28 protein-coding genes are annotated in these 25,217 nt (G+C 48.4%); 12 read left to right on the top strand and 16 right to left on the bottom strand.

Features of this window, described 5'->3' with window-relative positions; all coding sequences use genetic code 11:
- The 12 genes from flgC (at position 1) to aroQ (ending at position 10,294) form a co-directional block, all read left to right on the top strand.
- On the top strand, positions 1 to 435 hold the full coding sequence (gene flgC, locus ACE1OE_RS19015) for a flagellar basal body rod protein FlgC (RefSeq protein WP_102470878.1): 435 nt from the start codon (positions 1 to 3) through the stop codon (positions 433 to 435).
- Positions 435 to 1,112: a flagellar hook assembly protein FlgD gene (gene flgD, locus ACE1OE_RS19020; RefSeq protein WP_449211967.1), complete on the top strand. Its 678-nt coding sequence runs from the start codon at positions 435 to 437 to the stop codon at positions 1,110 to 1,112. The genes flgC and flgD overlap by 1 nt, the downstream gene beginning before the upstream one ends.
- Before the next feature lie 44 nt (positions 1,113 to 1,156).
- Positions 1,157 to 2,359 (top strand): flagellar hook protein FlgE, encoded by a 1,203-nt coding sequence (flgE, locus tag ACE1OE_RS19025; protein WP_372060216.1) that lies wholly within the window; start codon positions 1,157 to 1,159, stop codon positions 2,357 to 2,359.
- A gap of 10 nt (positions 2,360 to 2,369) precedes the next feature.
- Entirely contained in the window at positions 2,370 to 3,101 is a 732-nt protein-coding gene (locus ACE1OE_RS19030) for a flagellar basal body rod protein FlgF (RefSeq protein ID WP_102470881.1), read from the top strand.
- Between the two features lie 24 nt (positions 3,102 to 3,125).
- Positions 3,126 to 3,911: a flagellar basal-body rod protein FlgG gene (gene flgG / locus ACE1OE_RS19035; RefSeq protein WP_102470882.1), complete on the top strand. Its 786-nt coding sequence runs from the start codon at positions 3,126 to 3,128 to the stop codon at positions 3,909 to 3,911.
- Positions 3,912 to 3,940: 29 nt separating this feature from the next.
- A complete protein-coding gene (gene flgH, locus ACE1OE_RS19040; RefSeq protein ID WP_102470883.1) occupies positions 3,941 to 4,615 on the top strand; it encodes a flagellar basal body L-ring protein FlgH in 675 nt (224 codons plus the stop codon).
- Complete coding sequence (locus ACE1OE_RS19045; protein WP_449211968.1) at positions 4,615 to 5,736, top strand: flagellar basal body P-ring protein FlgI; 1,122 nt, start codon at positions 4,615 to 4,617, stop codon at positions 5,734 to 5,736. The genes flgH and ACE1OE_RS19045 overlap by 1 nt, the downstream gene beginning before the upstream one ends.
- A 9-nt stretch (positions 5,737 to 5,745) precedes the next feature.
- Positions 5,746 to 6,291: a rod-binding protein gene (locus tag ACE1OE_RS19050; protein ID WP_102470885.1), complete on the top strand. Its 546-nt coding sequence runs from the start codon at positions 5,746 to 5,748 to the stop codon at positions 6,289 to 6,291.
- On the top strand, positions 6,288 to 7,661 hold the full coding sequence (gene flgK, locus ACE1OE_RS19055; protein WP_449211969.1) for a flagellar hook-associated protein FlgK: 1,374 nt from the start codon (positions 6,288 to 6,290) through the stop codon (positions 7,659 to 7,661). The genes ACE1OE_RS19050 and flgK overlap by 4 nt, the downstream gene beginning before the upstream one ends.
- Before the next feature lie 9 nt (positions 7,662 to 7,670).
- Positions 7,671 to 8,570, top strand: a complete 900-nt coding sequence (gene flgL / locus ACE1OE_RS19060) for a flagellar hook-associated protein FlgL (RefSeq protein WP_102470887.1) — start codon at positions 7,671 to 7,673, stop codon at positions 8,568 to 8,570.
- Between the two features lie 30 nt (positions 8,571 to 8,600).
- Positions 8,601 to 9,647 carry a flagellin gene (locus ACE1OE_RS19065; RefSeq protein WP_102470888.1) on the top strand — a complete coding sequence of 349 codons (1,047 nt, stop codon included), beginning with the start codon at positions 8,601 to 8,603 and terminating at the stop codon, positions 9,645 to 9,647.
- A 110-nt stretch (positions 9,648 to 9,757) separates the two neighbouring features.
- Positions 9,758 to 10,294, top strand: a complete 537-nt coding sequence (aroQ, locus tag ACE1OE_RS19070) for a gamma subclass chorismate mutase AroQ (RefSeq protein ID WP_102470937.1) — start codon at positions 9,758 to 9,760, stop codon at positions 10,292 to 10,294.
- Between the two features lie 135 nt (positions 10,295 to 10,429).
- On the opposite strand, the gene ACE1OE_RS19075 is transcribed toward aroQ, so the two are convergent.
- The 16 genes from ACE1OE_RS19075 to fliQ all read right to left on the bottom strand — a co-directional run bounded on the left by ACE1OE_RS19075 (position 10,430) and on the right by fliQ (position 25,206).
- Positions 10,430 to 11,470 (bottom strand): polysaccharide lyase family 7 protein, encoded by a 1,041-nt coding sequence (locus ACE1OE_RS19075; RefSeq protein ID WP_102470889.1) that lies wholly within the window; start codon positions 11,468 to 11,470, stop codon positions 10,430 to 10,432.
- A 293-nt stretch (positions 11,471 to 11,763) separates the two neighbouring features.
- The gene (locus ACE1OE_RS19080; RefSeq protein ID WP_372060209.1) at positions 11,764 to 12,057 is read right to left on the bottom strand and encodes a hypothetical protein; all 294 of its coding nucleotides are present in this window, start codon (positions 12,055 to 12,057) and stop codon (positions 11,764 to 11,766) included.
- Between the two features lie 174 nt (positions 12,058 to 12,231).
- Positions 12,232 to 13,221, bottom strand: coding sequence for a flagellar motor protein MotB (locus ACE1OE_RS19085; RefSeq protein ID WP_102470891.1), 990 nt, complete (start codon positions 13,219 to 13,221; stop codon positions 12,232 to 12,234).
- Positions 13,221 to 14,078 carry a flagellar motor stator protein MotA gene (gene motA / locus ACE1OE_RS19090; protein WP_102470892.1) on the bottom strand — a complete coding sequence of 286 codons (858 nt, stop codon included), beginning with the start codon at positions 14,076 to 14,078 and terminating at the stop codon, positions 13,221 to 13,223. The genes ACE1OE_RS19085 and motA overlap by 1 nt, the downstream gene beginning before the upstream one ends.
- A 9-nt stretch (positions 14,079 to 14,087) precedes the next feature.
- Positions 14,088 to 14,816 (bottom strand): FliA/WhiG family RNA polymerase sigma factor, encoded by a 729-nt coding sequence (locus tag ACE1OE_RS19095; protein ID WP_102470893.1) that lies wholly within the window; start codon positions 14,814 to 14,816, stop codon positions 14,088 to 14,090.
- Between the two features lie 8 nt (positions 14,817 to 14,824).
- Complete coding sequence (locus ACE1OE_RS19100; RefSeq protein ID WP_372060207.1) at positions 14,825 to 15,301, bottom strand: flagellar basal body-associated FliL family protein; 477 nt, start codon at positions 15,299 to 15,301, stop codon at positions 14,825 to 14,827.
- 22 nt (positions 15,302 to 15,323) lie between these two features.
- Complete coding sequence (locus tag ACE1OE_RS19105) at positions 15,324 to 16,394, bottom strand: flagellar hook-length control protein FliK (protein ID WP_449211970.1); 1,071 nt, start codon at positions 16,392 to 16,394, stop codon at positions 15,324 to 15,326.
- Positions 16,395 to 16,396: 2 nt separating this feature from the next.
- Positions 16,397 to 16,720, bottom strand: coding sequence for a LafD (locus ACE1OE_RS19110; protein ID WP_449211971.1), 324 nt, complete (start codon positions 16,718 to 16,720; stop codon positions 16,397 to 16,399).
- Complete coding sequence (gene fliS, locus ACE1OE_RS19115; RefSeq protein WP_102470896.1) at positions 16,704 to 17,090, bottom strand: flagellar export chaperone FliS; 387 nt, start codon at positions 17,088 to 17,090, stop codon at positions 16,704 to 16,706. The genes ACE1OE_RS19110 and fliS overlap by 17 nt, the downstream gene beginning before the upstream one ends.
- Positions 17,091 to 17,108: 18 nt before the next feature.
- On the bottom strand, positions 17,109 to 18,446 hold the full coding sequence (fliD, locus tag ACE1OE_RS19120) for a flagellar filament capping protein FliD (RefSeq protein ID WP_449211972.1): 1,338 nt from the start codon (positions 18,444 to 18,446) through the stop codon (positions 17,109 to 17,111).
- Positions 18,447 to 18,870: 424 nt separating this feature from the next.
- Positions 18,871 to 19,737 (bottom strand): lateral flagellin LafA, encoded by an 867-nt coding sequence (gene lafA, locus ACE1OE_RS19125; RefSeq protein WP_449211973.1) that lies wholly within the window; start codon positions 19,735 to 19,737, stop codon positions 18,871 to 18,873.
- A gap of 330 nt (positions 19,738 to 20,067) precedes the next feature.
- A complete protein-coding gene (locus ACE1OE_RS19130) occupies positions 20,068 to 20,880 on the bottom strand; it encodes a diguanylate phosphodiesterase (protein WP_449211974.1) in 813 nt (270 codons plus the stop codon).
- Positions 20,873 to 22,966 carry a flagellar biosynthesis protein FlhA gene (locus tag ACE1OE_RS19135; protein WP_449211975.1) on the bottom strand — a complete coding sequence of 698 codons (2,094 nt, stop codon included), beginning with the start codon at positions 22,964 to 22,966 and terminating at the stop codon, positions 20,873 to 20,875. The genes ACE1OE_RS19130 and ACE1OE_RS19135 overlap by 8 nt, the downstream gene beginning before the upstream one ends.
- 70 nt (positions 22,967 to 23,036) lie before the next feature.
- Positions 23,037 to 24,164, bottom strand: coding sequence for a flagellar biosynthesis protein FlhB (gene flhB, locus ACE1OE_RS19140; RefSeq protein ID WP_449211976.1), 1,128 nt, complete (start codon positions 24,162 to 24,164; stop codon positions 23,037 to 23,039).
- Positions 24,161 to 24,937 (bottom strand): flagellar biosynthetic protein FliR, encoded by a 777-nt coding sequence (gene fliR / locus ACE1OE_RS19145; protein WP_102470902.1) that lies wholly within the window; start codon positions 24,935 to 24,937, stop codon positions 24,161 to 24,163. The genes flhB and fliR overlap by 4 nt, the downstream gene beginning before the upstream one ends.
- Positions 24,937 to 25,206 carry a flagellar biosynthesis protein FliQ gene (gene fliQ / locus ACE1OE_RS19150; protein ID WP_102470903.1) on the bottom strand — a complete coding sequence of 90 codons (270 nt, stop codon included), beginning with the start codon at positions 25,204 to 25,206 and terminating at the stop codon, positions 24,937 to 24,939. Before fliQ ends, fliR begins: the two co-directional genes overlap by 1 nt.
- Positions 25,207 to 25,217: the final 11 nt, after the last annotated feature.

Genomic DNA, 25,217 nt, shown 5'->3' on the forward strand with positions numbered 1-25,217 from the left:
ATGTCATTTACGGATATCTATTCTATCGCGGGGTCGGCGATGACGGCGCAAACTGTGCGGCTCAATACTGTCGCCAGTAACTTAGCCAACGCGGATGCTGTCTCTGCAAACCCAGACGATGCCTATAAAGCACTCAAGCCCGTTTTTGCGACGGTGTACAACAAATCCCAACTCTCGGCCGAGCAAGCATTGTATCCCAATGCCGAGGTGCGAATCGTGGACGTGGTGCAAAGTCAATCACAAGCCGAGCAGCGTTTTGAACCCAGTAACCCATTAGCGAACCAAGAAGGCTATGTGTATTACCCAGGTATTGATGTGGTGACAGAGATGGCTGACATGATGTCAGCGACTCGTAGCTTTGAGACCAATGTCGAGGTACTCGCTAACGTGAAAAGTATGCAGCAAGGGTTATTGCGTTTAGGGGAGGGTCGCTAATGAGTATTGCTCAGTTTAGTGCATTGTCGAGCGATACCCCGTTGCCGGCACAAACCGATGCAGGTGTTTCGGCCAACCCGCAAGACATGAATAGCAGTAGCGCACTGCAAAATGAATTCATCACCTTGATGGTCGCACAGATACAAAATCAAGATCCCTTAAACCCGTTAGATGGCACTGAATATGTTAGTCAGCTTGCGCAGTTCTCGCAGGTTCAAAGTACTGAAAATATGTCGTCACTGATGCAGAACAGTATGGTGCTCCTCGACAATATGCAGGTGCTATCAACGGCAGGCTTAGTCGGACAAACCGTGTATGTCAGCAGCAATGGGTTTGAGATGGGTGAGACTGCTCAGAATGGGAAAATTGAGCTTGCTCATTCATCAAACCAAGTAAACCTAATTGTCGAAGATGAGTTTGGGCAGAAGACGACAGTGCCACTTGGCGCCCATGCCGCCGGTGATGTTGAGTTCTCCCTTGACCCTGAAGAGCACGGCTTGAAGCCAGGCAACTACCGAGTGTCAGTGGAAGTTCAAGAGGGACAGACCTCGCCGAATCTTTTGCTTGCCGGTGAGGTAGAGCAGGTTCGTATCCCAAGCACAGGTGGCGCAGCACTGGTCAATATTACCGGTGTCGGTAGCGTGCCTTTTTATCAGATCAGCCAGTTTGGTGCCTAGCGCCTTGTTGAGTACATCACACAAAATACCAAGAAGAGGACATCATGAGCTTTGATATCGCATTAAGTGGCCTGGACGCCACCAACACACAACTGAACACGATTAGCCACAATATTGCTAACGCATCGACGTATGGTTTTAAAGAAGCGAGAACCGAGTTTTCTGCGGTCTATAACGGTATGCAAGCTGGTGGGGTTGAAGTTGCCGCTATCTCTCAAAATTTTGATAAAAACGGCTCGGTTTCTGGAACGGGACGTTCCATGGATTTAGCGATTAATGGTAACGGGTTCTTTGTGACTAAAGACCACATGGGGCAGACCTTGTATACCCGCGCAGGGGTGTTTGGTACGGATAAAGAAAACTATGTCGTCGGCAACACAGGGGCAAAGCTGCAAGGTTATAACGTGGATGGCAAAAACAACTTACTGACGGGTTCGGTGGGGGATGTGAAAATCAGCACCTCGTCATTGGCCGCTCAAGCAACCGATAAACTGGATTTTGTTGCCAACTTTGATGCCAGCTCAAAGGTTATTGACCAAGCGGTAACACCGTTTGATTCAACCGATCCTAGTTCATTTAATTCCTCTTACACCACCAAAGTACATGACTCGCTCGGCAACCCGCATACCGTCACCCAGTATTTTACCAAGACAGCCGACAATACATGGCAAGTGAATGTTGAAGTCGATGGCTCGGCGACGACCCCGGCCGCAACAACCCAAAACGTGACCTTTGACACCGATGGTACATTGGCCTCTCCGACAGGCAGCTTTAACGTTGCCTTCCCGGCTGCCGGTGCCAACAACATGAGTATCGATATCAGTTTGGCGGGCAGCACTCAGTTTGGCGCCGCATTTGGTGTGAGCACCAATAGCCCGAATGGCTATACCTCGGGTGAACTGGCGGGTGTGCGCGTGGAAGACAATGGGATGGTGTTTGCGACCTACACCAATGGTCAATCACAACTTCAAGGTCAAGTGGTCTTAGCTAACTTTGCTAACCCACAAGGCTTGGCGAAAACCAATGGCACTGCTTGGACACAAAGCTACGGCTCTGGTGCGCCAGTGATGGGGACTCCGGGGACGGGGGTTCTGGGTGACTTAACGCCAGGCGCGTTAGAAGGATCCAATGTGGACCTGACGTCTGAACTAGTGAATTTGATGACCGCGCAGCGTAATTATCAAGCTAATGCTAAGACGATTTCGACCTCCGATAAGCTGACACAAGCCCTGTTCAACGCAGTGTAAGGATTCGAGCATGGACAGCTTACTATTTACTGCAACAACGGGCGCAAGCCGCGTACTTAAGGCGCAGCATGTTCGTTCCAATAACTTGTCGAATGCCGACACTGCAGGTTTTCGGGCCGACATGGAACGGGTAAAAAGCGTGCCGCTTTCCGGTTCTGGTTTTGATGGTCGCACCATGGTAGTGACCAATTCAGCGGCAACCCGTTTTGATGCGGGTGACATCGTGAAAACCAGTCGAGCCTTGGATGTCGCGGTGATGGGCGATGGTTTCTTTACCGTGCAAACGCCTGCCGGTGATGAGGCCTACACCCGAGCCGGGAATATCAAGGTCGATGAGCTGGGGGCGATGAGCATCAACGGCTTTGCCGTTGTGGGTGATAACGGGCCGATGGTGTTGCCTGACTATCAAAAAGTGGAAATCAGTGAGCGCGGCCGGGTTGCCATTATCCCACCCGGTGGTAATGCCGAGGTCGAGGTTGGGCAACTGAAGTTGGTAAAACCTGATCCGACACAGCTGCAAAAAGAAAGCGACAGCTTACTGCACAGTAATACGGGGGCGCCGTTTGCCGCCGATGCGACCGTTAATCTCGCCCCTGAGCACATAGAAGCCAGTAACGTATCCGCCATTGATGAGCTGCTTAGTGTCATGTCACTCACTCGAAATTTTGAGATGCAAATCCGCATGATGAAAACGGCAGAAACACTGGCACAAGCAGGCAATAAATTAATGAGTGCGCGTTAACGCGCACGGCAAAGGAGCAACACAATGCATTCAGCACTATGGATCAGTAAGACTGGTATGGCTGCGCAAGACACCAAGATGTCAGCCATCTCAAACAATCTCGCCAACGTGAATACCGTGGGCTTTAAACGAGATCGAGTGGTCTTCGAGGATTTGTTCTACAGCATTCAACGTCAACCGGGCGCACAAGTAGATCAAGTCAATCAACTACCAACGGGCGTACAACTTGGTAGTGGGGTTCGTGTCGTGGGCACGCAGAAAGTCTTTACACAAGGCAGCGCGCAAAACACGGGACAAGAACTTGATCTCGCGGTTATGGGGCAGGGGTTTTTCCAAATTGAAAACTCCGATGGGCAGATCATGTATACCCGAAATGGCCAGTTTCATGTCAACTCCGAGGGGTTGATGGTGAACAGTCAGGGCCTCCCACTAGAGCCACAAGTGCAGTTGCCTGACAACGCACTGAGTTTATCTGTTGGGGTCGATGGCACGGTAACCGCGACTACCGCAGACAGCACAGTGCCACAAGATTTAGGTCAAATATCATTGGCGAAATTCATTAACCCGGCCGGACTTGAAGCGGTGGGCGGGAACTTATTCAAAGAAACGGAGGCGAGTGGTCAAGCCGAAGAGTTGATACCGGGAGAAGAAGGCGCAGGCAGTATTAAGCAGGGTGCTCTGGAAGGTTCTAATGTGCAAGTGGTGGAGGAAATGGTCGACATGATCACCACTCAGCGTGCCTACGAGATGAATGCCAAGGTCGTCTCTGCCGCTGATGACATGCTCAAGTTTGTTGCTCAAGCCATTTAAGTAGTCGCATCACGCGTAAGGATTTTGACATGACATGGCGTTCACTCTTTATCACAGCAATGCTACTTCTTGGTATTTCCGGGTGCTCGATCCGTCCAGAGTTCGTGCCGCCCGAACCAGATGAGCAAAAGTACGCTCCTCCGGTACTCAATTATGATTTGCCGAAAGCGGCGGGTGGCAGTTTGTACCGACACCGCTATAACCTGACATTGTTTCAGGATCGCCGTGCGTATCGAGTGGGCGACATGCTGACGATTCTACTTGCCGAAGAAACCCAATCCAGCAAAAAGGCAGACACTAAGTTTGGTAAGTCATCGAGTGTCAACTTTGGTGCGGCCAGCATCGGTGGAAAGACATACGATGAAACCGCGGTGGGTTTAAGTGGAGACCGTGACTTTGATGGCTCTGCTGCCAGTTCACAGGGCAATAGCTTGGAAGGCGCCATTACGGTAACGGTGCATGATGTGTTGCCAAATGGCGTGTTACGCATCAGTGGTGAAAAATGGATTCGTCTTAATCAAGGGGATGAATTTATTCGTGTGACAGGGATTGTGCGTGTCGATGATGTCGACCGTTACAACCAGGTTTTTTCTCATCGTATTGGTGATGCCCGCATCACTTACTCAGGGCGTGGCGCATTGGCTGACAGTAACTCAGCAGGGTGGTTAACGCAGTTCTTTACCAGCCCGTGGATACCTTTTTAATGAATCGACAACAGATAACGTGTACTACGCTATTTTTGGCACTGATACTTGGCATGAGCACCACATCGCGAGCAGAAACACCGATTCCGATTATGGACCTGGTGGATGTTCAAGGCATCAGGAATAACCAATTGGTGGGATACGGCTTAGTCGTGGGCTTGGATGGCCAGGGCGATCGTAATCAGGTGAAATTTACCGCTCAGTCCATCATGAATATGCTGCGTCAATTTGGTGTACAGATTGATGATGCGGCCAATCCGAAACTTCGAAATGTAGCCTCCGTCAGTGTGACGGCTATGGTTGACCCGATGGCGGGGCCTGGTCAGGCCTTAGACATCGTCGTGTCATCGATTGGTGATGCGAAAAGCCTACGAGGAGGCACGCTTTTGCTTACCCCGTTACGCGGAGTGGACGGCGATGTATATGCCGTTGCACAAGGTAATATGGTGGTGGGCGGTGTGTCGGCTGAGGGGCGAAGTGGCTCTAAAATTGCCGTCAATACACCCACCTCTGGGCGTATTCCAAATGGAGCGATTTTGGAGCGTGAAATCCCTTCTGATTTTAATAGCCGCGATCAGATCACGCTGCATCTACGCAAAGCCAGTTTTACGACCTCAAAGAATATCGCACGTGAGATCAATGCCACATTTGGTCCTGATGTGGCAATTGCCGTCAATAAGGCTCGAGTCGACATGCGAGCTCCTAAAGATACCCAGCAACGCGTCACCATGATGTCAATGTTGGAAGAAATGAGTGTGATTGAGGGGCGGAAGCCAGCCCGAATCGTGTTCAATTCTCGAACTGGGACGGTGGTGGTTGGTAAAAACGTTAAGGTCACCGAAGCCGCAGTGAGTCATGGCAATCTAACGGTAACCATTTCTGAATCACAGCGTGTTAGCCAGCCCAATGCCTTTGCTGACGGTGATACGGTGGTGGTCGATCAATCCAAGGTTGATATCCAAGAAGATCAAGCTCAGATGGTCATCTGGCCCGCGGGTACTGAGCTCAACACGATTGTTAATGCGGTGAACAGTTTGGGTGCGACACCGACTGACCTCATGTCTATTTTGCAGGCGCTGCATGAAGCCGGTGCCTTAAACGCCGAACTCGTCGTGATTTAGGAGAGTAGCATGAAAATTGAGACGACAAACTCGAGCATTAATACACAGGTTCTGTACCACGACAATGCTGCCCTCACCAATATTAAACATAGTCAGGACTCACCTGCGGCACTTAAAGAAGTCGCTGGTCAGTTTGAGGCGATGTTTTTGCAAATGGTGCTCAGACAAATGCGCAGTAGCAGCGATGTATTGGCCGATGAAGACAGTCCGTTTTCATCCCAGCAGCAAGGGGTATTTCGTGATATGCATGATGGCCAGTTGGCGATAGAGCTTGCCAAAAAACAAAACTCAGGCATTGCCGATATGTTGGTTAAACAGCTGAGCCCTTCCCATTCAGAGGTGCAGTTTGAGGCTAACAGTGCGTTGTCATTAGCCTCCGCCAATGATTTGGAAGCGAGTTCACAGCCTGAGCTTATCGCGGTAAAGAATTCAGTCCATGATGTTAACGCTTTCCCCTCACAAGTCGCCTTTACTCTTCAATCACCGCAAGAGTCTGCCACTACGATGGCTTTCTCTCAGCCTCTTCTAAGAACAACGGAGCGTGATCTATTATGAATCTCGTTAATATTGCGCTATCAGGTATGAATGCCAACCGCGTTGCATTGGATGTGACGGCGCAAAATGTGGCTAACATCAACACCGAAGGGTACAGCCGGCAGCAAGCATTAATGGCTTCGATATCTGGTGGCAAGTACGATTCCCGCAGCCCAGGAATGGGCGTGGAAGTGACGGGGATTCGCCGAGTGACGGATCAATACTTGGTGTCTCAAACGTGGTCGACGAATAGCTCAGCCAATTATGCATCGAGTTATATGAGCAGTATGGCTCAGCTTGAAAACATGCTCGGCGCCGATGGTTTTAGTCTTAATATGGGGCTCGATTCTTTGTTTGCCTCCCTTAATGATGCGACGTCCAAGCCTGAGTCAACGCCGCTTCGTCAGCAAATTATCAATGAATCAGAAGCTCTCGCGCTTCGTTTTAATACCCTGACTCAATCGCTTCATGGCCAGCATAAAGACACGCACGACCAAAGAAATACCGCCATCGCCCATGCCAATAGCGTGATGGCAAATATTGCCGAAGTGAATAAACAGATAGTTGAAACCACGGGGACGGGAGGCAATGCGGCGCAGCTCCTCGATACTCGCGATCACCTAATTGGTTCACTATCTAAAATTATGGAAGTCAAAACGACGAATCAGCCTGATGGTAGTGTGCAAATCTCACTTGCCTCTGGGCAGCCATTAGTGTTGGGAGGGGATGCAGGTAAGATAAAAGCCATTCCCGATGCGAGTGACCCTTATTTAGCAGAACTGCATATTGAATTTGCTCAGCAAACCTTTGCAACCAATGGTGATATCGGCGGAAAGATTGGTGCGTTGAACGACTATCAAACCGAGGTGTTAAAGCCAAATCAAGACGCCTTAGATGACATGGCGATGCACCTTGCTAATGAATTTAATGCAACGCTTGCGGCTGGCCTCGATCTCAATGGTAACGCCGGGGCGGCGCTGTTTACGTATGACCCTGCCAATCCAGCCTCTAGTATTGCGATCAATGCCCTCACTGCTGATGAGCTGGCATTGTCTAGCGACGGCACACCTGGTAACAGCGACAACCTGACCGACTTGATTGCGATCAGCAATAAACCAGTTGCGATCTCCGGGTTTGGCTCGTTGTCGTTAAACGATGCCTTTACCGCCATGACCGGAGAGACGGCGATCAAGTCACGACAAGCCGAGTCGGATTATCAGGCAAAAAATGCGATGAATGAGCAAGCGATTGCCGCTCGCGATAATGTCAGCGCCGTTAACAGTGATGAAGAAGCCGCAAACCTGATGACGTTTGCTAATGCCCATAATGCCAATATGAAAGTGATCAGCACTGCGAATCAATTGTTTGATTCGGTGTTGCAGCTGTTTTAAGGAGCGCGCATGAGAATCAGTGATACTCAATTTAGCCAAATGATGTTGCAAAGCCTACAGCAGAACAACGCGGGTCTTGGCAAGGTATTAGAGCAAATGGCCACCGGTGATCGTTTAACAAAATTATCCGACGATCCAATGGCTTCGATTCAGTTGTTGAATCTAGAGCGAGAAGGCAGTGCAATCAATCAGTACCATCGCAATATTGATAACGTCAAAACCATATTATCGAGTCAAGAGATCCAGCTTGATTCGGTAACAGAGAGCTTGCAAAGCATGAGGGAGCTCGTGTTGTGGGGCTCGAATGGGACACTGACGGATGAGGATCGTGCTGGCATGATTACTGAGTTAGAGAGCCTGAGAGATTCGGTAGAATCCTCGTTCAACGCTCAGGATGAAGAAGGGCATTTTCTCTTTTCTGGCACCAAAACGGATACCGCGGCGTTGTCGAATACTGGCGCTGGATACACGATTGATGGTAATAGCGATAAGCGTGTTGTGACTGTCGCAAAAGGCGTGACCATGACGTCGAACATGACCGCAAAAGACATCCTGGATTTAGGCGGTGGCAGTAATGTACTGAATCAAATTGATGATTTGATTGTTGAATTTAAGAACCCGAGCCCAAATTTTAGAGCTGAAGTTGATGCCAGTATTGCCGCCATAGATGATAGCTTGGCAAACGTATTAGGGGCGATGACTGAGATCGGTGGTCGACACAATAACCTTGATCTACTGGCGGGGGCACACAGCGAAAATAAGCTGTTTGTCGATAAGGTCACCAGTGACATCTCAGCATTGGATTACGGGGAAGCATCGGTGCGTCTAAGCAATTACATGGCGGCATTGCAAGCTACGCAAGCTAGCTACGTCAAAATCAATGATCTGTCGTTATTCGACCGAATTTAAGGCGCTCCACGCGTTAACTAGGGAAGTGTTATGGCGGTAAGTACGGTGGAAGTTAGGCCACATAGTATTAAGTTAGGTGGTCAAGAAACAGCAAGTATTGCGCCGTCTCAAACCCCTGAATCAACGACGTCGCTGTCTAAGCGTTATCTCACGCCTGCCACGACAATGACGTCGGCGTACTCGCTATCAGGTGTATTGCTTACGCAAGGCCAACAGCAGGCGACGTCGGTACAAATTGCCAGTAAAGCGTTGCAAGGCGTCGGGCGAGAACTGACGCAAGTGAAGCGCAACCTCACCCAGGCTCTGACTCATGGTGTTTCGGATGCCCTGACGGCTTCTTTATCTCGTTCAAAAAGCGTCATTGAAACCACACTTAATCGTGCGCGCTTTGATGACAAACGTGTTGTGGATAATGAGCTGAAACTCAAACTAGACAGCGCCGATGTACGACATTTCTCAATACCGGGCTTAAATGCCGGACGTTTAAGTGATCGTAGTGAACAAGTGCGTCTTGATTTCCCTGCGCACGGCACGGTCATCATGCAGTTTGACGGACAAACAGACTCGCAAAGTAGTGCCGAGCGCACCGTGAAACAGTTGGATCGTAGTTTGATTCCAATGGGCATGAGGGCCAGCCTTTCTCGTGATGGTACGGTCGTATTTCAGGCGCAAGAGTCGGCTTATGTCGCCATGCAGCAACAAGTAAAAGTCACGGGACAAGGCCACCGCTTTCCTGCTGGACAAGCCAATACGTTTACCGTACAAGCTGAGCCAGATGGCATTGCCGAGCTGCGCTTTGATTTAGCAAGTCGTGAAGGGATTAAGCAATCCATAGCAACCGTGAATCAGCACCTACAACAAGCACAAATAAGCCTTCAAGACAGCCAGCAGTTCCAATCTCAATTGAGTACACAGATGTCACGTATTCAGCGCCAATCTAATCTTCCTACTGAGTCACAAGTTGAGCAGACGGTCACGAAACTGAACCAGTTATCCGGCGACTTCTCTCACACCTATCAAGCCATGAATGCCCAAGCTAATGTGCACCGCCACACTGTCGTCGCGTTGTTGAAATAGAGATTTGCTGCGCATATTGTCATCTTCGACAAGATAGCATTAAGCAACGGCTTGAATATTTGTTTGTAGGTCTTATGATCAATGCTCTTAATATGGATGATGAGAAACCTATGTTTAAACCGACGATTTTATTTGCAGCCGCATTACTTTCCTTTAATTCTTTTGCGGCTGTGACGCCAACCCCTAATGAGTTATTTTCAACAATCCACCTGCGCTTGAGTTACATGGAAGACGTTGCGTTATATAAAGCCAATAATGGCAAAGCGATAGAGGATCTAGATCGAGAAGCGGTGGTGATTGAAAAGGCGAGTCTATCGGCTGAAAAAGAAGGCTTAGATAAACAAAGTGTTGTCGGTTTTTTTAAGGCGCAAATATCAGCGGCAAAAGCCATTCAATATAGGTATAGAGCCGATTTGTTGACTCAGCCAGTCACAAGTACTCCAAGAGACTTAAACACCGTGGTTCGCCCCGATTTATTGAGACTTGGTAAGAAAATTAATACGGATATTGCGGAATATTTGCATGAAGGTGGCACGTTGTCTAATCGTGACTTCGCACTCTTCAAAGCCACGCTCGACTCTGATTACTTAACGGATGCGGACAAGGAAATGTTGTTTAGCTCGCTGACCCAAATACAACTGAGGTAATTGGTAATCTGTCGTGTCTATCACGATCTGATTACGACGAGCCCATGACTGTTAATAAGGCCCTTCGCTACCTATAGCGTATAACGAAGGGCCGTTTATCATGGTTAAACTGAACTAGGATATAGTTGGGTGCGCTTATTTACCGTTGAGCTTTAAAGCGGTGAATGTCACGCTGTTGTAGTCGCCATTCTTTTTGTCAGTCGTAAAGTCACCCGTACCTTCACAGCCCGGACCCCATACAGGGTGAGATTCTTGGACACTACACTGACCATAAGCACCGGCTTTAAAGTAGAACGCATCTTTTGCGTAACCAGTTGGGTAATCTTTGTCGTCGATGCCTTTGCTTAGGTCGATGTCATATTTTACGGTGTCGTGTTTAGCCGTTTCAAAAATCAGGTGCATCATTGTGCCCTTCACTTCAATGCTATAGCTAAACTCTTCTCCCAATGCGATACCAGCATCGCCAGGTTCCGCTGGGTTTTCCCATGTATTTCCCCATACAGGGTAAGCAATGTCCGCGCGATCAGGATCGTTCTTTTCTAGGTTGCGCTCATAGTTCCAAAATACTGAGCCCATTTTATGACCTGGAAATTTCTTGTAGAAAATCTTAATCGGTTCATTACCGTGGCCATAACCTGATTTCGCTTTGATTTGTGCTTTGTCTTTTTCAGCGTGTATCTGTCCTACAACAACAGAGTGCGCAGGGTATTTTTCAGGGTATTTGGCGTGCAGAGAAACGTGGTTGACCTTTAGGGTCGCTTCCAGTTTGCCACCAACAGCACTAAACGTTTTTGCGTCAGGGTGGCTGGAGAGCGCCCAGTTGTTTAGATTGTCATGAGTGTCGATAGAGAAGTCTGCACCACGCGCCATTTGACGCAGCTCTGAGCGAGCATTTTTTGAGTTTTTGGTCGTAATCGCCTTGTTTTGTACCTCAAAGACAAGGTGGCCATCTTTATCTAGGTGAAAAAAATCTGAGTGAGAGTAGCTCATCATCGCAACGCCCTCGATCTCGTCGACTCGACCATCTTCATTGATATCAGATGGAATCGTGATCTTCCAATTTCGCATATCAAAGTTATCGGCAGGGACAGGGTATGACACACCATTGTTCGCCACGTTTGCGAAGGCAGAAACCGACAGCAACAATGAACCGGTGAGGACAAGACTTTGTTTCATTTTGTAATTCCTTGTATGTATTATTGTCATACATAATAATTAATCGCGACTTGAAACAAAGCGTAAAAAACAAGATGTGGTTGATAGTTCACACTTTATAATTTTGGCTTTCAACCGACTTCAAAGAATGAGAAAAAATAGCGGATAGGAATCGACATTAGTGATGCTGTTGGCTGTTCTTTGTCACATTTTCTGATAGGACGTCACTGAGACAGAAATGGAGGATGGTGATGATTTTAAGTCGCGTCTGTGAGAGAGCGATCAGGTGTTTCTTGCTAGAGGGTCTAGAAGAATCACACCAAAAAGAAAAAATAAAGAAAGCAGATAAACGCCAGTAAGGTGGCGGAGAGTGTGGGGTAAATGATATAGCCATCATGTTGATGGGTTCTTCTAAAGCAAAGAAAGCTCAGTAAAACATTGTACACGACCAACAATAGGCTAATTGCCGTCCCTCCTTTAAGTGTCAGTGTTGCAAGCTGACTGAGAAAAAAAGCCAATAAAACATAGTCAACCACCACCAACCAAAGGAACGCTTTTTTAAGTGCGTCTGGCGGAGAATCGGGAATGTGTGTCGGACTTTGCTTCATAACAGGCTCTAATTCACTCTCATCAATTTACGATGTACTGCTCGCGATTGACGCTTCGTCATACATAGATCTCACCCATCAAAGGGTGAGTACTACCTTGGTACGTAATCCACCATCGCCACGTATTGGCTCGACGTTCTACCCAAGCATAGAACTTGGTTGGTTACATCCGTGTTATAAGGGCTGTGGTGTGGTCGTTGACGTTTTATCTATCGCATACCCGATGGTGTCATGCCTTAATACCGGTTGATTGAATTGGGCTTGTTGTCGTGCCTTGTTCAATGCGCTGCTTGGTTGTTCACCAAATAAGGTACTGATGACGTGTGCTGCGGGTGTGGTGAGGACAAATAACTCGATGCGTCGATTCTCACTCGACTTCGGTTCATCGGCATTGAGCAGCGCTCTGTCGGACATCCCGGTTACCTGTAGTACTCGCTGCTCGGGCATACCACCGGAGACAAGGGTCTGCCGTGCTCTATTGGCACGTGAAGCGGAGAGATCCCAGTTAGAACGGCGACCAAATGCTTTCTTATACAATGTGGCGTCGGTATGACCGCTGATGATGAGAGGGTTTTCAACTTGGTGAAAAATGGGGGCAAGTGCTAATAGCAGGTCTTCGAAAAATGGGGTTAATGTCGCGCCACCACGAAGAAACATACTTTGTTTATAGTCATCTTGTAAGACGATTCGCAGGCCTTGTGGGGTTACGATAATATCGACGTTGCCCTCTGCGCTGATCTGTCTTGTCATGTTTTCGATGACCTGAGCAAGCAAAACCAGTTGCTCTTGCGTATCGAAGGTGCCTTGAATCAGTGAATCAGTCTCTGGACCGTTGCCGTTACCGTTGTAAAAAGAGGTGACCGTATGGACAGAGTCATGCTGACTTGGCACCGAAGAATCACTCGCGAGATCAATGGGTGAGATACTTTGTGAGGTATCAAATAGGTTGCCAGTGCTTTTATCAAAGACGCTGCCCATGTTCAAATGGGCAACGATGGCTTTACGCTCTTCTTTATCGACCACCTGCATGACCCATAACACCAGAAATAGGGCCATTAGGGCGATCATGAAGTCAGCCAATGCCACCTTCCACGCCCCGCCATGATGTTCGTGCTCATGACGACGCCCAGAACGCTTAAAGACAACGTACTCTTGTTTTTGCATTATCCCTCCTGTTCAGCTAGCCACCTCTCCATTTGATTGAAAGTGGGTTTGATGTCTAGCTGAATGTGTTTTCGCCCGGCATCGATGGCAAGCAATGTTGGCTTCTTTGCAACATACGCGACCAGGGTGGCGCGAATGCAATCAAAGGCTGACATGTCTCGTTTAACGCGCTGGGCCATGGCATTACTGGCTGGATCTAAGCAGCAATAACAACCAAAAATACCTAAAAATGTGCCTACTAGAGCCGCTGCAATGTGATAACCAATCAGGGCTATCGATCCATCAATAGCTTGCATGGTAATAATGATGCCACCCACGGCCGCTAAAATGCCAAACCCAGGAAGAGCCTCCGCTGTGCGTTGCATCGACCGAGATGGCAGTAACAGATCGGTCTCAATGGCTTCTATTTCTTGCTCTAGTAGTCCCTCTAATTCATGAGGCGACATTTGTCCCATTGCCATTAAACGCAAATTGTCGGTAATGAAAGAAACTAAACGATAATCACGGTTTACTAATGGATATCGGCTGAATATCGGGCTTTGTTCTGGATTTTCAATGTGCTTATCAAGGGCTTTGAATCCGCCACTTCGTACGGTCTCGAGTAAGACCTGCAGCAGTGCCATAAGCTCCATATAAAATGCTTGTTCTTGTTTTTGAGGGGCGACAATACTGCGCAGTTGACTGCGCATTTCTTTGAGGACTTGCGGTGGGTTACCAACAATCAATGACCCTACGGTCGCCCCAATGATGATAAGAAATTCAGCAGGTTGCCATATCGCCATCAGGTTTCCACCGGCCCAAACGTAACCGCCGAACACACACACTAATATGATCAGCACGCCCATAAATTTTTGCATAGGTGACTCCTAAGAAGATAACAATTGATTGAGTTGTTTGAGAGCTTGCTTGTGAAGCTGACAGATACGAGGAGGGGTTAAGTCTAGCACCAGCGCGATTTCGTGTAGGTTCATATCATGCTGATAAAATAGGGTCATGAGCAGTTGCTCTCGCTTAGCAAGTTGGCCTAATGCGACCTCGAGACTACGACGAGTATGCTCATGTTGGGTTGCGTCATAGGTGCTATGAGCATGGCTTTCAAGACCGCTATCAATGAGTTGGTCGAGGCTTTGCATCTCACCTGCCATGGAGGCATTGAGCCGTGATAAATAGTCAGCTTGGTCGGTACCCAGCGCCTGTATGATTTCTTTATCGGTAGGTAGGCGACCCAAAGCTTTAGTGAGGTCACGAGTGATGTCGTTGAGCTCGTGGGCTTGTTGACGAGTCTTACGAGAGCGCCAATCTAAACGGCGCAATTCGTCCAATATCGAACCACGAATTCGACACACAGCAAACGCTGGAAAGTGACTATCATCAATATCACCATAACGTCGCCCAGCTTCGAGTAAACCAATCAGACCGATCTGCTGCATATCTTCAACGCTGCAATGGGTCGTCGCATGGTGGCGTAGTTGATTCACGATTCGTTTAACCAAAATTTGATGTTGGCTGAGTAAGCGGTGCTCATCAATGGGCAATGAGGGAGACTGAATCTCTTCTTCAATGCCGTAACTGTCCCTGTGATTCATATCCAGCATAAGGGCTCCTACTGCACGACATATTTAGTGAGCAGTACGTCATCAATATCGTGGACTAAATCGGTTTTCTCAAACGCGCCGAGTACGGTGACCTTGACCTCGTCTTGAAGTTGCACCAAGGCATTGGCACCGTGCAGGTCTTCATAGGTTTTCTGGCTGAACAGGTTGAGCATGGCATTACGTACTACGGGCATATAGTCATTGATGTTCTCCATGCGATCAGGGCGACGAGTCTCGATCGCTAATTCAAGCATGACAAAATGGGTTTGCTTTTTCCCCCTTACGCTAAGCACTAATTTTTCTAATGATTGAAAGCTTGGTGATAGTTGGCTTTGGGGCTGATCGGCCAGTAACTCTGACAGCCAGGAATTATGGTGATTGGCTTGCTTCATGTACCACGTTGTCCCCACAACAGTCGCTGCCGATATAACGACACTGCTGATAATCATGGTAATAAAAAGCGCAATAATGTGTTGTTTGGTCATAACCTATTTCCTTATGAATGCACTAGGCATGAATATTGAGCCAACGCTCGGCGGCGGAGTGAGACGGATTTTTTGTTGAGTCACCGGCGGTCTCTCGTGCAGTAAACACACGCTTTTCATCCTCCGCTTGTTGCGATTGTGATGAGGCCGTGTGGCTGTCTCCGGACCCCACTTGAACGTCAACTTGTAGGAAGTTTTGATTTTGTAGCTCGTGACGCAGTCGATCCGAGACTTGCATGAGCGCTTCTCGTGTCGCGGTGGCATTGGCATTAATTTGTACACTGAGACGGTCACCCTCAACCCGCACCGTCAGGTCAAGCTTGCCTAAATCGGGTGGATCCAATCGAATTCGTGCCTCTTGTAGATTCTGCTGCGCTTGTAAGGTGACGCGATCATTGAGCACTTGCAGCATTTGTTCGCCCCACTTCCCTGCTTGGGTATCGACGCGAACATTGGCCCATTGTGCAGTTGAGTGGGCACTCACGTTTTCGGCGTTGCCGTTGGCGGCTGCCAGAGGCAGATTATTAGGGTTTAATAGAGGGTTGGACTGCGTAGTATTCGATAGCCCACCTAACACAGACTGAGTGGTCGATTGAAGATCGCCAGACAGTGAATGACTGGAGAGGCGCGCGTGTTGGTTGAGTGCAGTGATAACACTTTGTCGATCAGAGCGATAAGCAAAATCAGAGGGCATTGAACTCGTGGTTTGCAGCCCTGTCAGCGCCTCGTTGGAATGTGAGAGCTGTTGAGGCGTGTTGATATTCTTAGAGTTGAGGCGAGTGTTGAGTTCGAGGGAGGGGTGAGCGTCATTAAGCCCAAACTCACCCTTAATTTGAGGGTGAAGCAGCAAGGCCCCGATGAGTTGCGGTGACCCAGTAGAGGTTTCAAGGTTCTCATCGCCGCGCTCAGTTAAGGACGATTCTGATTTTGAATCACTCACTAATGCCTTGAACGATGACGGTCGGCCGGATGTCATCGGGTTTTGTGTTGAGGGGGCAATTGCGTGCGCGCTCGAGGAATTGCCATCATCACGATGACGACTGGCAGTATTTGGCGCAGTGGCGCTTTGGGTCGCCGACGGTGAATTTAGCATGATTACTCCAGAGTCATAGCCAGCTGATACGCTTGGGCACGTTCTTTTTGCTCATCGGCCATACCGAGTTGCGTTTTTAGGGTGTCAGTGGCCTGAGATAACGCCATAAACGCCTGTAGGTGTGCTTGTTTTGCCCGTTCAATTTCAGCGGTTAACCGTGGGTCTTGTTGGGCACCTTGAGTAAAAGGATCATGGGTAACCAAAAGCTCCCTAAGCTGTAAGTCGTAGCGTTTTAGGGTCGGCCAGTCTTCTGTTTTTGTTGCGATTTCAATGAGTTGACTTAGGTGTCGAAATCGCTCAGGGGACACCTTATGCGTGTTTGCCAAAATTCAACCACCCTTCTTTGATAGTGCCCATGATGCGCTCAACGCTCGCTAGCTTCTCGACGTCGTTATTCACACTGGCGTGATACAGTTCAACCTGACAAAAGTCATAAAGCTGGTGGAGGTTCTGAGCAATGTCGCCGCCAGCATCGAGATCTAATGCACTGTCGAGGCCGACTAGAATGTTCATGCTTTTACTGATGCCATCGCCTTTTTCGGCCAGCCGTCCTGCATTAATATGGCCGCGCACACGTTCGACTTCATCGAGGAGTCCATCAATGAGCATCACTACGAGCTGGTGAGGGCTGGCAGCAGCAGCTTGAGCGTTTAAATCAACCTGCTGGTAAGAGTCGTAGCCTGAGTCCATTAGCATTTGTATTGTCTCCTTGGGTTAACCAAACATGCCCATGGTTTGATTCATCTGGGTCATTAAGGTATTCATTTGGGTAAATTGTTTGAGATAGCGGTTGTACGACATGTCATATTTTCGATCTAAGGTGGCCTGCTTATCGTCGATGCGTGAAATATTTTGTTGTAAGGTGTCTTTGCGGCTTTTAAACAACCCTGACGTTGATTTTAAGAAGGGGTTTGCCATGGTATCGATAGAATCTAGAAGGTTGCCGTCGCCATTGAACATGGCCTCTAGCGCGGCACTGTTATTGTTTTGAGCCTCTTCAAATTTGCTGGCATCGAGTGTCATGGTGCCGCTGCGATCTATCTCTATACCCACTTGGCTTAGGCGCATGCCCTCATATTCGCCACGAACTAAACTGGTCAGTTGGCTCTCAATCGAACGAAGGGTAGGGTCACTGGCTAATACACCGCGTGATGTATCTTCACCGCCGATACCCGTGTGCTCATCGATGGTCGACATTAGTGCGTTATAAGCGTCAATAAACTGAGTTACTTGCTCTTTGGTGGCCTCAGTATCCGCGCCAATATCGAGGGTGAGAGGTGCCTCGCCAGAAACTTGAGCCTTACTTACGGTGAGATCAACGCCATCTATTACGCCAGTGAACGTATTGCTGCTGTTTTGTAGCTTGAGCCCGGTTCCTTCTGCTCCAAGCCAAATCACGGCATCTTGTGGGGCACTGATATCGTTGGTGTTGCTGAAGGCGTCCTCAAACCAGGTTGCGCCGGTTCCAGAGGCTGAAACATTGATCGTGTTTGCGACGCCTGTTTCCGTGCTCGATAGCATGAAATGTGTCTGACCGTTGGAGCGCACTAAGGTGGCATTCACGCCGGGATTATCAGGGTCGTTGTTGATCGCCGATACCAAATCCGCCATGGTCGCTTTTCCATCGCCATCGCTGTCTAGCGTCGCTAAGTCAAGGGAAAGGCTCTCACCATCCACGGTAAAGTCCAGTGTGCCTGTGATGGGCACCTCGGTGGTGGCATCAAGGTCTGCGGGCATACCGGTTGAAAGTTGATGCGCCGTCGCAACTTGTTCGACAAAAACCTGGTAGCTTCCAGCCAGTGCCTTGGCGTCGACTTTCGCGCCAAAGAATCCTTCTTCAGAGACGGTGGCGCTGTTTTTAATGACATTAGAATCGCTGCTGTTCATCGTATTGACGGCCGTTCTGAATTCGCGCAGTGCCGATTCTACTTTCCCTAAAGCGGTCATCTGACTTTGATAACTGTCGGCTTGCATCTGGTAACGACGTTGAAATGGTTGTACGTCGTAAGTGGCAAGCTGGGTGGCCATAGTGATGGGGTCTAACGAACTCATTAGAGTGCTCCTAATCAAGCTGGCTGTATGGCTAATGTCGTGAACAGCGCAGAGGGTGAATAGTGATTAAATCAAGATGTGTGCCATGATTTAAATTAAATAAAAACAATAACTTAAAGTGGTTGCGTGTGAGTGGCGGAAGGCTTGTTTCCATCACTGTGGTTCCGCTTGCCAATTAAGTAATGGCGTCGGTGTTAGAAGAGGAAGGCGACACAAATTCTCGAGCTATTAATCGTAGGTAAGACTCATGGTTGGAATGTGAGATCTGGGTTCCGAATCGTGCTGCGACAGTGAGAAAACAAAAAAACCTCCCGAGGGAGGTAAAGGACGGATGAAGAGCGAATAAAGGAAGACTCTTCGAATCCAAGATAACGGGTGTACTAGGCTGGACGTCATCACGCCCGTTATCAGGGATAGAGTGGGGCTATCGCAGTAGCGACATCGCCATACTAGGCATTTGGTTTGTTTGTGACAGAACCGTTGTACCCGCTTGCATTAGCATTTGGTTTTTCGTCATGCTAGATGACTCAACTGCGAAGTCTGCATCAGTGATACGACCTTTCGCTGCAGAGGTGTTCTCAACCATGTTGCCTAGGTTAGCAATGGTGTGCTCTAGGCGGTTAATGTTGGCACCAAAGCTAGAACGAGTGGTGCCGACATCAGCAAGAACACCAGCATCACCGCTCGCACCAGTCAATGTCGTCAATGCAGTTTGAGCGCCAGCAGCCGTTGAAATATCGCCGAGAGCGAAAGCACCCGCTGCGCCTATCGAACCGTTCAGAGCGGTGATCTCAGTTGAAACATCGACAGCAAGTTGCTCGCCGGCGTTAGTACCAATTTGTAAATTCACTGCACCAGCAGCAAATCCAGTTGTGTTGAATAATTTTTGGCCGCCAAAGTTGGTTGAATCCATGATGTTGACAAGCTCTTCATTGAGCTGTTGGAATTCTTTATTTAGCGCCGTTTTATCAGCGGTCGAAGACGTGTCATTTGATGCCTGTGTTGCAAGGTCATTCATGCGATACACGATGTTCGTCATTTCATCCATTGAGCCTTCGGCCGTTTGCATCATCGAGATGCCATCTTGCGCATTGCGCATGGCGACATTCATGCCACGGGTTTGTGATTCTAGACGGGTTGAAATTTGCAAACCTGCGGCATCGTCGGCGGCTGAGTTGATGCGGTAACCAGTGCTTAAACGTTCCATTGCGGTGTTAAGCAGGCCACTGGTGTTGCTTAGCGTATTTTGTGTCACTAGCGACGCGTAGTTCGTGTGCATTGATAAAGCCATTGTCGTTCTCCTTGAATCACTATCAATTTGGGACGTTCGCCCCGCTCACTAACAAGAGGCGGTCAGTTAATTTCTAGGATTAACTCGAAAATGAAAAAAATATCCAAATTGTTGAAATAGGGCGGAAATGTGTGAGGTTGGTTCAAGGGGGGAGAGTGAAAAATGGGAGGAATGGAGAAGAGCGGTTCCTAGCTCCTAGGGCCTAGGAGGTAGAGGGTGGAACTTGGGATAGAGTTTTTTTGTTGATGAAAACAGATTACCCCACATTATCTCCTAGACCCTAGACCCTAGACCCTAGACCCTAGACCCTAGACCCTAGACCCTAGACCCTCATATCTCTTCATTATGTGCATCGCCAAATGACCGAAATGACATTGCCGTGGGGAGGTCGCTGAAATAACCAAAATAATAACTCGCACCCAGTCGCTTAAATTGAGTGAGTTCCTCTTGATTGCAGATTCGGCCTGCAATCCATTGAATGTTATTGCGACGGCAAAAACGGACGAGTGGTAATAATGCGGTTCGGTCTTGTTTGCTTTCTATGGTCACCGCGACCTTAAAAGCATCAGGAGAAAGGGGAAGTAGGTCATTGAACATGGATTGGGATGGTGCGATGTCGACCCACAAGGCAAAGGCGAATTCTTTGATCGTATTCGTAATGGCTAAAGTGGTTGGATGTAATGTACTGGTCTCGCCGAGTTGCAGCGAGGGGATGATGTGGTAAAACGCGCCGGCATGAAAGCGGACAATTTGATTGAAATAATAATGCCCCGGCGCCCAGATCAACGCGTCATGACTGATGGGGACGACCACATTGCTGATGAAGTCGGGATGGAAGGTTTCTATTTGAAACTTGGTTTGGCGCAGCGCGAGATAAAGGCTGTAGAGATCAAGACAAAATCGCATGCAAGGCGAGAGATCAAATAGGTAAACACTTTGCTCACTTTGGCTGCCGAAACGAAGCGTCAGGTGCTGATAGACGATATCGCCAGTGTTGGTATCTCGAATAGCCTGACATGCATGATGGATGTCATTGGCTTTGAATGCAGAAAAAATCAGTTGGTCATCTTCTGTGACGACATGTTGACCAATCAACTCACTGAGATACTGATACAGCGCTTGATTTGAAGTGAGATTATCCAAGGTTGCCTACCACATTTATTTGTTTGTTATCAGGTATTTCGTTATATGACAGGACAGCTAAACCTTGGGAAAAGGTGCGAGCATAGCGTGCCAACAACGGTCTTAATTGCGGCATCACCAATAAAATCGGTGCCAGCCCTTGCTGCTTAAGTTGTTGCTTGATAAGCGGCATGTTTTGTTGGAATTGATTGAGGATGTTGGGCTCGATAGGAAAGCTATCAAGCATGACGGTACCGCTGGCCTGTGCTTGTTGCAGTGAGGTCATTAGCATCTGTTCTAGTTCATCCGATAAGGCATACACGTTGAGGTCTTTGCGCTGGCCAGCGATCAAATTGACCAAGGTACGGCGCAGAGCACAACGAACATCAGCGGCTAATAAAATGGGGTCTTTGGTGTTCTCGGCGGATTCCAGCATGGTGTTGGCAATGGTGCGAATATCCTTGAGAGGAACCTGATCGGCAAGCAGTTGCCTGTACACCTTTAACTGTTGTGACAAGCTTAATGCTGCACTCAGTGCCTCAGAAAGTTTGGGGGCTTGCTGGGTAAGCCGTAGATTCATAGCATCCACATCATCATGATTGAATAGCTCGGCTAGGTGCGTCTTCATGATTTTACTGATGTGAGTGGCAATCACGGTCGCATCGTCCACGACTTGATAGCCCATATTCAATGCCTTGGCTTTATCCTGATGGGTGATCCACACGGCTGGAAGGTGATAAGCAGGGTCACTGCCCAAGATGCCATCGATCTCACCATACGTTTCGCCGACCGCAATCGCCATTAAACGGTCGGGTTCAATCATCCCTTCTTCAATAATCTCGCCATTCAGCGATAAGGTGTACTGGTTGGGTTTTAAGTTCAGGTTGTCACGAATCGCCACCTCGGGCAGCAGGTAGCCTACTTGCTCTGAGAGATTCTTACGCACGCCGCGAATACGTTGAGTAAGGGGCGCCCCTTGTTCTTTGTTGACCAAATGCACTAAGCGATAACCCAAGGCAAGCGATAGGCTTTGCACGTGAGGAATGTCCTCCCAGACTAGGGCGATATCGGGATTATCGTGCATGGCTTGGGAGATCGCGGCCACTTCATCGAGTTGGGGATCGGCAGGGATGGATTTGGATTGTCGCCAACCGGCAAAACCCAAAGCAGCGGCGAAAGTGAAGAAGGCTAGATGCGGCATACCCGGCACCATGCCAATAATCAGCATGACAGTGGCAACAGTAAATAATGTAGAGGGTGTGGCCAGCAGTTGCTTTTGCATGGTTTCGGCCATGCCACTGTCGCTGTCGTTGATTCTCGTGACGATAATGGCGGCAGAAGTGGCGAGGAGCAGGGATGGGATCTGTGCGACTAAGCCATCACCAATGGTAAGTAGTGCATAGGTTTTGAAGGCTTCTGACGCGGCCAATCCGTGTTCAAACACCCCGATACTGATACCACCAATGATATTGATGAATAGGATCATTAATCCGGCAATGGCATCGCCACGCACAAACTTAGAGGCTCCATCCATTGAGCCGTGAAAATCCGCTTCGTTGGCGACTTCTTGACGACGTTGTCTGGCTGACTCTTGATCGATCAAGCCAGCATTAAGGTCGGCGTCTATCGCCATTTGTTTGCCGGGTAGGGCATCTAAGGTGAAACGTGCTGATACCTCGGAGATACGCTCGCCACCCTTGGTAATCACCACAAAGTTGATGATCATGAGGATAACAAAAATCACCATACCGACAACGTAGTTGCCGCCAATTACGACCTCACCAAAGGCTTGGATGACTTTACCCGCGGCATCGCCTCCTTGATGTCCTTCGAGTAAAACAATGCGAGTTGAAGCAACGTTCAAGGTTAACCGCATTAGGGTCGCGATAAGCAAGATGGTTGGAAAGATAGAAAAATCTAATGGGCGCTTCGCGGTGGTACTGACAAGAAGAACCAGTATGGCGAGCACAATATTGAAGGTAAATAAGGCATCGAGTAATAGAGGGGGCAGTGGCAAAATGACCATCGCCAGGATCATCAGCAACACCACAGGGATAGCAATGTACCCTTTGCTGGACCGCTGAATGTGCTTGAGTCGGTTTAACATGAAGATTCCTTTTCTCTATTCGTTCGTGTGTTAATAAGTGTGTCAGTCAATTCGTGAATAACGTCATACGTCAGTGCCGTAAATGCTTGGGGATTGAAAATGACGGTATGGGTAAAGGTTTGCCTCCGGCTCCATTGCGAAATGACCGGAGCTGCATGACATAGGTGAGAATATGCGCAACCGCGATGTACAGCTGACTCGGTATCGCTTGCTCGATGGCGGTAGTGTGGTAAATCGATCGCGTGAGTGGTGGTGAGTGTAAGATCTCCACATGATTCTCTCGGGCAATGCGTTGAATATGCATCGCGGTTTCATCAACGCCCTTTGCCACGACAAATGGGGCGTCTGATAAAGTGGTGTCGTACTTAAGAGCGACAGCATAATGAGTGGGGTTTGTGATCACCACATCAGCTTTTGGCACGGTTTTTTCAATTTTTCTGCGGGCAAATTGCTGTTGGATTTGGCGAATGCGTTGCTTGACCTCTGGACGTCCTTCGTTACTTTTGTATTCTTCTTTGAGTTCTTGTTTGGTCATTTTAAGTTGTTTAAGGTGCTCCCAGCGCTGGTAAGGGATATCAACAACCCCAAAAATTAATAGCGCCACGCCCATCAAGAGTAATCCTTCAAATAAAATGCTCATAATGAGCGTTACGCCTTGATTCAGCGTAAGTTGCTGCATGCCTAAGAGGTTTTGGATATTGCTATTGAGGTAGCTATAAAGCAGGGCGAAGATGATAGCCACCTTGAAGGTCGACTTGAGCAACTCCGCGATAGAACGTGTTGAGAACATGCGTTTTAGCCCAGCAAGCGGACTGATTTTGCTCAATTTAGGTTGAATGTTGGCCGGACGAAATATCCAGCCGCCTAACAGTAAACTGCTCGCCACGGCCACAATGACAATGACCACAAACATCGGCAACAGCAGCTCGATAATAATGCCAAGGCTATGACCAAGGTGCTCAATTGACTGCATGGGGTTGTCGAGGTCCTCACGAGTTAGGCTCATATTGAAACGAAAAACCCCAGAGATCTGCATCCATATTAGTGGCAGTTGGCTATTAAAATACAAGGCAACCGCAACAAATATGACCGCTGAAGTGAATTCTTTGGCGCGTGGGATTTGTCCTTCTTGGCGGGCCTTCTTAACTTTTTGTGGTGACGCTTTTTCAGATTTATCCTGACTCGATTGTTCGCTCATATCGCCCCCACAACAAAGGTATTTAAGTGACGCAACACCTCATGAACCAGCGCCGTGTAGCGGCTAGGAATACCACTGACGGTGAGTAAAATACTAAATAAGCCAAGCAACATGGTCATTGGAAAACCAAGCGCGTAGACATTAAGGCTAGGCGCTGCACGGTTCATCACACCAAAACTGATGTTCGCCAAAAGCATAGAGACGATCGCAGGTAGAGCTAAAGCCAGCGCCGACGCAAACATCCAACCAAACAAAGCAATGACTTGATGTAGCGCGTTCATACTTAGCCCTGAGCCAACAGGCCAAATGACAAAACTCTGCACGAGAATATCGATGACCAATAAGTGCCCCTCTAGGGCGAGAAAGAGCAGCGTTGATAACAACAAAAAAATACGCCCGAGGATGGCCACGGAGAGTCCGTTGACGGGGTCATTCATAATGGCCATGCCAAGTCCCATTTGCATGGAGACAATTTGACCTAGCATGGTGAAAATGGAAAAAAACAGATGCAGAATCAACCCAAAAAATAGCCCCCACAAGGCTTGTTCGAAGGCTAGGAATAAGGATGTCATTGAGAATAAATCAACCGCTGGCATCACTGGCATGAGTGGCGCGGTGATGACCACGATAGAGAGTGCTAACAGGCTTCTTACCCAAAGTGGAATCAGCGCGTCACCAAAAAATGGCATAGAAAGAAAGGCGGCACCAATTCGAAAGAAGGGCCACCAAAGCTGTCCAAGCCATTGTGAGAGATCGGCAAAAGTAAGCTGCATTAGCCGATCATTCCTGGAATGTTATGAAATAAATAATCAAACAATTCCATGATTTTTCGTAGCATCCAATGACCGGTAAAGATCACCATTAATAGCGTGGCAATCAGTCGTGGTAAAAAACTTAAGGTTTGCTCTTGGATTTGAGTGGTCGCCTGAAAGATAGCAATCACTAAGCCCACTCCCAGTCCGGGCAGTACCAACACCATCACGATATTGATGATCAGCCAAATGGCATTGGAGAACAGCGTGACAGTCATTTCTGGGGTCATTTTGCTTCCTT

This window comes from Vibrio sp. E150_011, from assembly GCF_053544015.1.

Bases quoted from the DNA above. Each gene is read 5' to 3' on its own strand.
- flgC (WP_102470878.1), top strand. From the start codon at position 1: ATGTCATTTACGGATATCTATTCTATCGCGGGGTCGGCGATGACGGCG.
- flgD (WP_449211967.1), top strand. From the start codon at position 435: ATGAGTATTGCTCAGTTTAGTGCATTGTCGAGCGATACCCCGTTGCCG.
- flgE (WP_372060216.1), top strand. From the start codon at position 1,157: ATGAGCTTTGATATCGCATTAAGTGGCCTGGACGCCACCAACACACAA.
- ACE1OE_RS19030 (WP_102470881.1), top strand. From the start codon at position 2,370: ATGGACAGCTTACTATTTACTGCAACAACGGGCGCAAGCCGCGTACTT.
- flgG (WP_102470882.1), top strand. From the start codon at position 3,126: ATGCATTCAGCACTATGGATCAGTAAGACTGGTATGGCTGCGCAAGAC.
- flgH (WP_102470883.1), top strand. From the start codon at position 3,941: ATGACATGGCGTTCACTCTTTATCACAGCAATGCTACTTCTTGGTATT.
- ACE1OE_RS19045 (WP_449211968.1), top strand. From the start codon at position 4,615: ATGAATCGACAACAGATAACGTGTACTACGCTATTTTTGGCACTGATA.
- ACE1OE_RS19050 (WP_102470885.1), top strand. From the start codon at position 5,746: ATGAAAATTGAGACGACAAACTCGAGCATTAATACACAGGTTCTGTAC.
- flgK (WP_449211969.1), top strand. From the start codon at position 6,288: ATGAATCTCGTTAATATTGCGCTATCAGGTATGAATGCCAACCGCGTT.
- flgL (WP_102470887.1), top strand. From the start codon at position 7,671: ATGAGAATCAGTGATACTCAATTTAGCCAAATGATGTTGCAAAGCCTA.
- ACE1OE_RS19065 (WP_102470888.1), top strand. From the start codon at position 8,601: ATGGCGGTAAGTACGGTGGAAGTTAGGCCACATAGTATTAAGTTAGGT.
- aroQ (WP_102470937.1), top strand. From the start codon at position 9,758: ATGTTTAAACCGACGATTTTATTTGCAGCCGCATTACTTTCCTTTAAT.
- ACE1OE_RS19075 (WP_102470889.1), bottom strand. From the start codon at position 11,470: ATGAAACAAAGTCTTGTCCTCACCGGTTCATTGTTGCTGTCGGTTTCT.
- ACE1OE_RS19080 (WP_372060209.1), bottom strand. From the start codon at position 12,057: ATGAAGCAAAGTCCGACACACATTCCCGATTCTCCGCCAGACGCACTT.
- ACE1OE_RS19085 (WP_102470891.1), bottom strand. From the start codon at position 13,221: ATGCAAAAACAAGAGTACGTTGTCTTTAAGCGTTCTGGGCGTCGTCAT.
- motA (WP_102470892.1), bottom strand. From the start codon at position 14,078: ATGCAAAAATTTATGGGCGTGCTGATCATATTAGTGTGTGTGTTCGGC.
- ACE1OE_RS19095 (WP_102470893.1), bottom strand. From the start codon at position 14,816: ATGCTGGATATGAATCACAGGGACAGTTACGGCATTGAAGAAGAGATT.
- ACE1OE_RS19100 (WP_372060207.1), bottom strand. From the start codon at position 15,301: ATGACCAAACAACACATTATTGCGCTTTTTATTACCATGATTATCAGC.
- ACE1OE_RS19105 (WP_449211970.1), bottom strand. From the start codon at position 16,394: ATGCTAAATTCACCGTCGGCGACCCAAAGCGCCACTGCGCCAAATACT.
- fliS (WP_102470896.1), bottom strand. From the start codon at position 17,090: ATGCTAATGGACTCAGGCTACGACTCTTACCAGCAGGTTGATTTAAAC.
- fliD (WP_449211972.1), bottom strand. From the start codon at position 18,446: ATGAGTTCGTTAGACCCCATCACTATGGCCACCCAGCTTGCCACTTAC.
- lafA (WP_449211973.1), bottom strand. From the start codon at position 19,737: ATGGCTTTATCAATGCACACGAACTACGCGTCGCTAGTGACACAAAAT.
- ACE1OE_RS19135 (WP_449211975.1), bottom strand. From the start codon at position 22,966: ATGTTAAACCGACTCAAGCACATTCAGCGGTCCAGCAAAGGGTACATT.
- flhB (WP_449211976.1), bottom strand. From the start codon at position 24,164: ATGAGCGAACAATCGAGTCAGGATAAATCTGAAAAAGCGTCACCACAA.
- fliR (WP_102470902.1), bottom strand. From the start codon at position 24,937: ATGCAGCTTACTTTTGCCGATCTCTCACAATGGCTTGGACAGCTTTGG.
- fliQ (WP_102470903.1), bottom strand. From the start codon at position 25,206: ATGACCCCAGAAATGACTGTCACGCTGTTCTCCAATGCCATTTGGCTG.